At 73.7% G+C, this 9,351-nt stretch carries 7 protein-coding genes and 1 pseudogene; 7 read left to right on the top strand and 1 reads right to left on the bottom strand.

Going from position 1 to position 9,351, the window contains the following annotated elements; translation table 11 throughout:
- The first annotated feature begins 81 nt into the window (after positions 1 to 81).
- The 7 genes and pseudogenes from OP86_RS15965 (at position 82) to OP86_RS15935 (ending at position 7,885) form a co-directional block, all read left to right on the top strand.
- Positions 82 to 1,389 (top strand): SUKH-4 family immunity protein, encoded by a 1,308-nt coding sequence (locus OP86_RS15965; RefSeq protein WP_030055661.1) that lies wholly within the window; start codon positions 82 to 84, stop codon positions 1,387 to 1,389.
- A gap of 68 nt (positions 1,390 to 1,457) precedes the next feature.
- Positions 1,458 to 1,775, top strand: a pseudogene (locus OP86_RS38795) (glycerophosphodiester phosphodiesterase); the annotation flags it as partial.
- A 165-nt stretch (positions 1,776 to 1,940) separates the two neighbouring features.
- Entirely contained in the window at positions 1,941 to 2,903 is a 963-nt protein-coding gene (locus OP86_RS15960) for a Ppx/GppA family phosphatase (protein WP_030055662.1), read from the top strand.
- 606 nt (positions 2,904 to 3,509) lie between these two features.
- Positions 3,510 to 4,313, top strand: a complete 804-nt coding sequence (locus tag OP86_RS15950; RefSeq protein WP_030055663.1) for a sugar phosphate isomerase/epimerase family protein — start codon at positions 3,510 to 3,512, stop codon at positions 4,311 to 4,313.
- 53 nt (positions 4,314 to 4,366) lie between these two features.
- Positions 4,367 to 5,155 carry a class I SAM-dependent methyltransferase gene (locus tag OP86_RS15945; RefSeq protein WP_030259105.1) on the top strand — a complete coding sequence of 263 codons (789 nt, stop codon included), beginning with the start codon at positions 4,367 to 4,369 and terminating at the stop codon, positions 5,153 to 5,155.
- A gap of 236 nt (positions 5,156 to 5,391) precedes the next feature.
- Positions 5,392 to 7,236 (top strand): dihydroxy-acid dehydratase, encoded by a 1,845-nt coding sequence (ilvD, locus tag OP86_RS15940; RefSeq protein ID WP_030055666.1) that lies wholly within the window; start codon positions 5,392 to 5,394, stop codon positions 7,234 to 7,236.
- A 118-nt stretch (positions 7,237 to 7,354) separates the two neighbouring features.
- A complete protein-coding gene (locus OP86_RS15935; RefSeq protein ID WP_030055667.1) occupies positions 7,355 to 7,885 on the top strand; it encodes a hypothetical protein in 531 nt (176 codons plus the stop codon).
- Between the two features lie 22 nt (positions 7,886 to 7,907).
- On the opposite strand, the gene OP86_RS32945 is transcribed toward OP86_RS15935, so the two are convergent.
- Positions 7,908 to 9,266, bottom strand: a complete 1,359-nt coding sequence (locus OP86_RS32945; protein ID WP_051830131.1) for an SCO2583/SCO2584 N-terminal domain-containing protein — start codon at positions 9,264 to 9,266, stop codon at positions 7,908 to 7,910.
- Positions 9,267 to 9,351 lie beyond the last annotated feature (85 nt).

Below are 9,351 nucleotides of genomic sequence, written 5' to 3'. Positions count from 1 at the left end.
CACCCCCGAGATCTACACTAGATCGCTCGTCGGCAGCGTCAGATGTGTATAAGAGACAGGTGGATGGGGACGGGTGGTCGGGTGATTTCGCGGGCGCAGGCGGTGGAGGCGGGGCACCGGTGGATCAACGGGGATCTGCCGCAGGGCGCCGGTGCGGCGGTGCGGCGGGTGATGACGCACGAGTTCGAGCTCGGCTGGGTCGTGTGGGCGGAGCCCCCGCAGGTGGAGGTGGATCCGCGGACGGGGGGGCGGCGGGCGCCCGAGGAGGTCGGTGCGGCCTGTGCCGTGGTGGACCGCGAGAGCGGGCGGTTCACGGTGTGGCCCTCGGTGCCGGTGGATGAAGTGGTCGGGCTGTACCGGGACTTCGTCGGCGCCGGCGGCTACGACCCGACCGAGCCCGCGGCGACCGGCCGGGGCGCCAGGGCCGAGCTGACGTACCGGGACGGTACGGGCGAGGAGCGGTCGCTGGCGCTGCGCTCGGCGACGGGCCTGCCGCACCCGGCGTTGCGCGGCTGGTGGTGGCTGCGCGAGCAGGGCATTGCGGCCGAGGACGTGCTGGCCGTCCGGACCGACCTGCGGATGAGCGCCCTGCCCGGCGGTTACTGGGCCTACGCCCTGGCAGCCGAACTGCCGCACGCCCGGATCGACTTCGACCTGCCGTACGGTCCGCGCTTCGACCAGCGCGCCGCCGCCGTACGGGCCCTGCCGTCGGACGGGCCGGACCGCAACCGCGTGCCCTTCCCCCGTCCGCCCCACTCACCCCACTCGGCGTCGAACGGGCCGTACGAGCCCGACGCGGCGCTCGCCGCGCGGCTCGTGGAGCGGTTCGGCCCGGCGGGCGTGCAGCGCTTCGATCCGGTGGACGTCGTCCAGGCCGAACTGCCCGGGGACGCGGCCGCGTTGCTGCTGACGGCGGGTGTGCCGACGGCGGTGCCCGGGTTCTTCGCGCTGCACCACCCCGGTACCGGGGCGATCGCGGACGGCACCCGCCCCGGCACCGTGCTGCCGCCGCTGGCCGCACACATGGTCGGGCTCGGCCGCGGTACGCGGGTGGCCGAGCGTGAGCGCCTGGCGCTCGCCGGTCTGTTGCTGCTGGGGACGGACGGCTGGGCGCTGATGGCGCTCGACGTCACGGAGGGCGCGGTCCGGGCGGTGGACCCGGACTACGCGACGGCCCGCCACTGCAACGCGGACCTGCGGGCCTTCGTCCGCTGCCTGGAGGTGTTCGCCGGCTGGTGGCCCACCCTGCGCGGGCTCGACCCGGTGGCCGCGGGCGCCGCCGTGGACACCTTGCAGCGTGCCCTGGCGGAGGTGGACGGTACGGTCTTCGCCGACCCCGAGAACTGGTGGGCCGTCATCGTGGAACAGCTCTGGGACGGCCTGCTCTGACGGAACACCCCGGAACCGGATGACGTCGGCGGACTGTCGGACACCTCGGACATGCCTCCGGCGGTCCCGTGCTGCGAGCCCGTTCGGGCGCCGTGCCGCAGGTGTGCGAGGCGCCGGTGGTGATCGGTCACCGTGGTGCGCCGCGCAATGCCGCCGAGAACACCACGGCCTCCTTCGTGACCGCCCTCGACCACGGCGCCGACTGGCTGGAGACGGACGCGCAGACCACCCGGGACGGCGTCCCAGTGCTGATGCACGACCCGACCGTGGACCGCACCACCAACGGCAGGGGCGCCGTAGCCGACCTGACCGCCGACCAGATCGCGGCCCTGCGGGTGACTGTCGGTCCCGGCCCGGCGCAGTCCGTCCCCACCCTGGACCAGCTGCTCAAGCGCCAGGCCCACGCCGCCGCCCTGCCGATGGTGCTGATCCATTGCGCGGGCGCTGACGGCCGGGCCGCGCGGGCAGTAACGGCCGGACCGGTCCGGACCAGCGCGAATACCGTCGCAACCCCCCCTCCCCCCGCCCCGGATCGCGTAGCGTGGAGAGTTATGCGACTCGGTGTGCTCGACGTAGGTTCCAACACGGTCCACTTCCTCGTGGTGGACGCCCATCCGGGCGCTGCCCCGTTGCCCGCGTACTCGCACAAGGCCGAACTGCGCCTGGCCGAGCTGCTGGACGAGGACGGTGCGATAAGCGAGGCCGGCATCGAGCGACTGGTCGGCCACGTCGCGTCCTCGCTGCGGGTCGCCGAGGACAAGGGCGTCGTCGACATCCTGCCGTTCGCCACCTCCGCCGTGCGCGAGGCCGCCAACGGCGAGGAGGTGCTGCGCCGGGTGGCCGCCGAGACCGGCGTCGAGCTGCGGGTGCTGTCCGGGCAGGACGAGGCCCGGCTCACCTTCCTGGCCGTCCGCCGCTGGTTCGGCTGGTCCTCGGGTCGGCTGCTCAACCTGGACATCGGCGGCGGCTCGCTGGAGATCGCCTGCGGCCTGGACGAGCAGCCGGACGTCGCCTGTTCGCTGCCGCTGGGCGCCGGGCGGCTGACCGCCCGCTGGCTGCCCGGGGACGTCGCCGACCCGGACGGGCTGCGCGAGCTGAGACGCCACATCCGGGCCGAGATGGCCACCGTGGTCGGCGAGATCTCCCGGCTCGGGCCGCCGCAGCACGCGGTCGCCACCTCCAAGACCTTCAAGCAGCTGGCCCGGATGACCGGCGCCGCCCCCGCCGACGCCGGCCCGTACACCGACCGTCGGCTCACCCGCAGCGGGCTGGCCGCCTGGCTGCCGCGGCTGTCCGCGATGACGGTCGCCGAGCGCGCGCAGATCCCCGGCGTCTCCGAGGGCCGCGCCAAGCAGCTGCTGGCCGGCGCGCTGGTCGCCGACGCCGCGATGGACCTGTTCGGCCTGGACGAGCTGGACGTCTGCCCGTGGGCGCTGCGCGAGGGCATCATCCTGCGCCGCCTGGACGCCATGGACAGCCCCGCGGACCGGCGCCGACCGGCCCTCACTCCGTAGGACGGAGGGACGGCGTCCCGTTCGGCCCGCGCTCCGCTTACGCTGTCTCCCGTGGTGCAACCAGCGGGCGAGGACGGGACGCGGGAGGGCCGCGCTCCCGGGGACGGGCAGCCGCGGCCGGACAGTCCGCGCCGTCGGCTCGGCAAGGCGGTCAAGGGCGCCACCGCCGCGCAGGCCGCCAAGGCCGTCCAGGCGGCGCAGCGCACCGCGAAGAAGGCCTCGGCGAAGAAGACCTCGGCGAAGTCGGCCACCACGAAGACGGCCCCCGCGAAGGCCGCGCCGAGCAAGCCCACACCGCACAAGGCCGCGCCGAGCAAGCCCACGCCGCACAAGGCCGCGCCGAGCAAGCCCACACCGCACAAGGCCACGCCGAGCAAGCCCCCACCGCACAAGGCCACACCGAACAAGCACACGCCGAAGCCCGCCCCCACCCCCCGCCGGGCCGCCGCGAAGGCCGAGCCGAAGGAGACCCGCACCGCCCGGGCCGCCGGCGCGGCCAAGGCCGCCGTGCAGTCCGTCCGCTCGGTCAAGGCCGCCCGCCGGGACGCCGCCCGTCCGCCGCTGCTGCGCACCACCGACCGGCTGGTGCTGCCCCCGCATCCGACCCTGCACATCCCCGACACCAAGGTGGTCCTGTCGACCGCCTCGGTGTACCCGGCGAGTACGGCCGTCGCCTTCGAGCTGGCGGCCAAGCTCGGTTACGACGGCGTGGAGGTGATGGTCTGGAACGACCCGGTCAGCCAGGACGTCGACGCCCTGCGGCGGCTCTCCGACGCCCACCGGATGCCGATCCTGGCCGTGCACGCGCCCTGTCTGCTGATCACCCAGCGGGTGTGGACCACCGACCCGTGGACCAAGCTGGTCCGGGCCCGGGCGGCGGCCGAGAAGCTCGGCGCGAGCGCCGTCGTCGTCCACCCGCCGTTCCGCTGGCAGCGCCAGTACGCCCGGGACTTCGTCGAGGGCATCAACCGGATGGCGGGCGAGACCGACGTCCGCTTCGCCGTCGAGAACATGTACCCGTGGCGCTACCGCGACCGCGAGGTGCTGGCGTACGCCCCGGGCTGGGACGTCACGGATGAGGAGTACCGGCACTTCACCATCGACCTGTCGCACGTCGCGACGTCCCGGATCGACACCTTCGCCATGGTCGAGCGGATGGGGGACCGGCTCGCCCACGTCCACCTGGCCGACGGCAGCGGCTCCGGCAAGGACGAGCACCTGATCCCGGGCCGCGGCAAGCAGCCCTGCGCCGAGCTGCTGGAACACCTCGCCCGCACCGGTTTCGACGGTCACGTGGTGCTGGAGGTCAACACCCGCCGGTCCGCGTCCCCCGCCGAACGCGAGGCCGATCTGGCGGAGGCGTTGGCCTTCACCCGCTTGCACCTCGCCACTCCCTCGCGCGTACGCTGATCCGCACGGCCCGCTGCGGGTGCGGGCGCGAACTGCCGTACGGAGGGGGAGACATGACGGACGGTCCGAGGTTCAGCGAACTCCGGAACTTCCGCGAGCTGGCCGGGAGCTTCGGCTCGGTGGCCGCGGAGTACGACCGTGGCCGCCCGGGCTATCCGGAGGAGTTGTTCGACGAGCTGGAGCGGCTCTGGGGCCGCGGTCTCAAGGGCGCCAGGGTGTTGGACGTCGGCGCCGGCACCGGCATCGCCACCCGCCTGTTGGCCGCCCGCGGTGCGGACGTCGTCGCGGTCGAGCCCTCGGCCGGGATGGCCGCGCAGTTCCAGGCCGTGTCGCCGCAGCTCCCGGTGGTCCGCGGCGGCGGTGACGAGCTGCCCTTCCACGATCACTCCGCGGACCTGGTCACCTACGCCCAGGCCTTCCACTGGACCCACCCCGACAGGTCCGTCCCCGAGGCGGTCCGGGTGCTGCGGCCCGGCGGCGCCCTCGCCGCCTGGTGGAACGTCTTCGACGAGACCGTCCCGTGGGTGCGCGCCCGGGACGAGCGGCTGGCCGCCGAGCTGTCCGGCCGGTACCACGGCTACGGCCGGATCGCCGAGCTGACCGCACCGTTCGCGGCCGCCGGGCTGACGGTCCACCGCGCGGTGCTGCGCTGGCAGCGCCGGGTGCCGCTCGACCAGGTCGTCGACAACCTCACCTCGCGCTCCTTCTTCGCCTCCCTCACCCCCGAGCGGCGCGAGCCGCTGCTCGCCGCCGAGCGCGCGGCCCTGCTCGCGGAGTTCCCGGACGGCCTGGTGGTGGAGCCGTACGTCCTCGACCTCACCGTCGCCGTCACCCGGAGCTGACCGGCCCGGACCTGCCCTGACCGGAGCCAACCGATCTCGACCTGCCCTGACCGGAGCCGACCGATCCCGACCTGCCCTGACCGGAGAGCCCGGCCCTGACCGGACGGCCCCCGCCTGACCGCATCGCGGACGGCCCGTCCGCCGCCTGGACGGCGGGCGTAGGCTCGTAGCCACAGCGGCCCCCGCACCCTCCCACCAGCGGGGCGCCGGCGAGAGCCCCGAAGGAGTGGAGCACAGTGCCCGAGCTGAGGTCCCGTACGGTCACCCACGGTCGCAACATGGCAGGCGCCCGGGCGCTTCTCCGGGCCGCCGGCGTAGCCCGCGAGGACTTCGGCAAGCCGATCATCGCGGTCGCCAACTCCTTCACCGAGTTCGTCCCCGGCCACACCCACCTCCAGCCGGTGGGCCGGATCGTCTCCGAGGCGATCAAGCAGGCGGGCGGCATCCCGCGCGAGTTCAACACCATCGCGGTGGACGACGGCATCGCGATGGGCCACGGCGGCATGCTCTACTCGCTGCCCTCGCGCGACCTGATCGCCGACTCGGTCGAGTACATGGTCAACGCGCACTGCGCCGACGCCCTGATCTGCATCTCCAACTGCGACAAGATCACCCCGGGCATGCTGATGGCCGCGCTGCGCCTGAACATCCCGACCGTCTTCGTCTCCGGCGGCCCGATGGAGGCCGGCAAGGCCACCCTGGTCGACGGCACCGTGCGCAAGCTCGACCTGGTCGACGCGATCTCCCAGGCCGTCAACGAGAACGTCTCCGACGAGGACATCGCGATCATCGAGGAGAACGCCTGCCCCACCTGCGGCTCGTGCTCCGGCATGTTCACCGCCAACTCGATGAACTGCCTCACCGAGGCCATCGGCCTCTCCCTGCCCGGCAACGGCTCGGTGCTCGCCACCCACACCGCCCGCCGGGCGCTGTACGAGAAGGCCGGGCGGACCGTCGTCGAGATCGCGAACCGCCACTACGGCCAGGACGACGCCTCGGTGCTGCCCCGCGCGATCGCCACCCGCGCCGCCTTCGAGAACGCCATGGCCCTGGACATCGCCATGGGCGGCTCGACCAACACCATCCTGCACCTGCTCGCCGCCGCCCAGGAGGCCGAGCTGGACTTCGACCAGCGGGCCATCGACGCGATCTCCCGCAAGGTGCCCTGCCTGTCCAAGGTCGCGCCCAACGGCTCGTACTACATGGAGGACGTCCACCGGGCCGGCGGCATCCCGGCCATCCTCGGCGAGCTGTACCGTGCCGGGCTGCTCAACGAGGACGTCCACACCGTGCACGCCGACTCGCTCGCCGAGTGGCTCAAGACCTGGGACGTGCGCGGCGGCTCGCCCTCCGCCGAGGCCGTCGAGCTGTGGCACGCCGCCCCCGGCTGCGTCCGCTCCGCCGAGGCCTTCTCGCAGTCCGAGCGCTGGGAGTCGCTGGACACCGACGCCGCCAGGGGCTGCATCCGCAGCGCCGAGCACGCCTACTCCGTCGAGGGCGGCCTGGCCGTGCTGTACGGCAACCTCGCCGAGGACGGCTGCATCGTGAAGACCGCCGGCGTGGACGAGTCGATCTGGACGTTCAGCGGCCCGGCCGTCGTGGTCGAGTCCCAGGAGGACGCCGTCGAGGCGATCCTGGCCAAGCGGGTCAAGGAGGGCGACGTCGTCGTCATCCGCTACGAGGGCCCCAAGGGCGGCCCGGGCATGCAGGAGATGCTCTACCCGACCTCCTTCCTCAAGGGCCGGGGCCTCGGCAAGGCCTGCGCGCTGGTCACCGACGGCCGCTTCTCCGGCGGCACCTCGGGCCTGTCCATCGGCCACGCCTCCCCGGAGGCGGCCTCCGGCGGCACCATCGCCCTGGTCGAGGACGGCGACACCATCGCCATCGACATCCCCGGCCGGACGATCTCCCTGGAGGTCCCGGACGAGGTCCTCGCCGAGCGCCGACGCGCCCTGGAGGCGGCGGGCGGCTACCGCCCGAAGAACCGCGACCGCCAGGTCAGCCAGGCCCTGCGCGCCTACGCCGCGATGGCCACCTCCGCCGACAAGGGCGCCGTCCGCGACGTGACCAAGCTCGGCTGACGTGACCGGGCCCGGCCGAGGCCGGTGAACGAACGGCGAAGGTGAACGACGGAGGGGCTGTCCCGGCGCGCGGGACGGCCCCTCCGGCAGGTGCGGCGGTCGGGTGATAATCGACGGCGTGAGCGAGCAGCCCCCCACCCCCGCCCCCAAGCCCGCCGGTGCCCCCGAGCCGGAGCCGATCCGCTGGTTCGGCACCAGCTGGCTGAACCGGGACGGCGGCTACTGGCTGCGCCGGGTCGCCGTGTCGGCCGGCTCCCTGGTCGCGACCGCCGCCGTGGTGCTGGTGCTGCGCTTCGGCGTCGAGGGCATCGCCCTCTCCGACCAGGGCACCTTCCTCAACGGGCTGCTGACCGCCGCCATCGCGGTCTGCTCGATGATGTCCGTGCGGCGCACCTGGAAGGTGCTCACCGAGGGCAAGGACCAGCTGACCGGCTGGATGGCCGAGGACAAGTCGCTCGGCGCGGTCTGGCTGATCGGCGGCGCCGGCTCCCTGCTCGCCTACTTCGCCCGCAGCCTGGTCGAGGCCCCGGGTGAGGCGGTCCACCGCGCCTCGTACGAGCGGGCCGTGGCCCAGCACGAGAAGCGCCAGTCGGGCCGCAGCGGCCGGCCCGACGCCAAGGCGCCGAGCCGGCCCAAGCGCAAGCGCTGACCAGCCGGTCGTAACCGAGCGGTCAGTTGCGGCTGACCGTGCCGCACTCGTCGGTCTGCTGGATGTCCTTGCTGCGGTCGTACGGGTCGATCGCCGGGCCGGTCGGCCGGGAGCCGGGGGTGTCCTGCTGCAGTTCCGCGAACTGGTCGAACTGCGGGTGGAAGTAGCCGTCGTAGACGTTGCAGGCCGAGTTGGCCGGGTCGGTCTGGTTCTTGGCGTACACGAGCTTCTTCGGCTGGACCCGGTAGCGGGCCGGGTCGTAGAAGCGGAACGTGTCCACCCGGCGCACGATCGTGCGGGTGGTCCAGGTGTCCCCGGCCACGTCGTCCGAGGGCACCAGCAGACCGACCGGCCTGGCCGTGCCGCCGCCCTGCGGCGGGGCCGACTTCGCCGGCTGCGGGGCGCCGGTCGTCGGCTGGGGCGACATGGCCCGCTTGGCGGCGTCCGGGCCGGGGCGCAGCGCGTACACGTAGCTGAAGTCGGTGTGGATCAGGACGCCCTTGTCCCCGTCGCCCTCGTAGGTCATCCGGCCCTGGACCTTGACCGTGTCGCCCACCTGGATCGCGTCGCGCGGGTCGAACCGGCTGAACCAGGTGGTCGGGTCGGTCTCCTTGCCGGGGTGGTCCAGCGCCGCCTTCGCGCCGTCCTGGTCCTGCCGGTCCAGCAGGGCCAGGGCGGCGTCCGGCCGGCCGCCCGCGATGACCTTCGGGTCGAGGTTGGCGGCGGTCAGGTAGTCCTTGACGGACTGCAGCTGGGCGGCCACCTGCTCGGCGGAGAAGACGCCGGTGGCCTGGGCCTCGGGGAGGACGAAGGCCTCGGCGCCGTTCGGCCAGCCCTCGGCGGGCGAGCCGGCCCAGGGGTGGTCGACGGTCGGCTGCTGCTCGTCGGCCTTCGGCGGGGCGGTGGTCGGCTTGGCCGTCTCGGGGGCGACGGTCGGCACGGGGGTGTGGGCGGCGGAGGAGCCGCCGAGGTGGTCGGTGTACCAGGTGCGCAGCGCGCCGATGTTCAGCGCCGCGAGCAGCACGGCGACGGTGAGCGCGACGTAGAGCGGCGTGCGCCATTCGAGCCGTCGGCGGCGCGGGCGCGGGTTGCCCCAGGGGTCGACCGCCTGGAGCTTCGGCTTGCGGCCGAACCGGCGCTTGGGGGCGGGGCCGTCGTTGACCGAGCGGCGGCCGCCCGGGTCGACCGGTGGGGTGTGCTTCCACCGGGCGCTCAGCATGCGGGTGCGCCCGTTCTGTTCTTTGACGGTGGCGTTGCGGACGAACTCCTCGTCCAGGACGAGGTCGGCGAACGGGTCCTTCTCGCCCGTCCCGGACGGGTCGGACCCGCCCGGCTCGTCGCCCCTGGTGGGACGCGGTTCCGGGTCTTCGGCTATCGGCATCGCGCCAGTATGACGACGGGGTGTGACGATACGTCGATCGGGGGCGCGCCAGGTGGTGAACTCATGCTCGCCGGGTGGTGGTTCA

This window comes from Streptomyces novaecaesareae (assembly GCF_000716875.1).
In the GTDB taxonomy this organism is placed as follows: domain Bacteria; phylum Actinomycetota; class Actinomycetes; order Streptomycetales; family Streptomycetaceae; genus Kitasatospora; species Kitasatospora novaecaesareae.
The sequence above is the reverse complement of the archived record's forward strand: the minus strand, read 5'-3'. Positions and strand labels throughout refer to the sequence as shown.

Bases quoted from the DNA above. Each gene is read 5' to 3' on its own strand.
- OP86_RS15960 (WP_030055662.1), top strand. From the start codon at position 1,941: ATGCGACTCGGTGTGCTCGACGTAGGTTCCAACACGGTCCACTTCCTC.
- OP86_RS32945 (WP_051830131.1), bottom strand. From the start codon at position 9,266: ATGCCGATAGCCGAAGACCCGGAACCGCGTCCCACCAGGGGCGACGAG.
- OP86_RS15945 (WP_030259105.1), top strand. From the start codon at position 4,367: ATGACGGACGGTCCGAGGTTCAGCGAACTCCGGAACTTCCGCGAGCTG.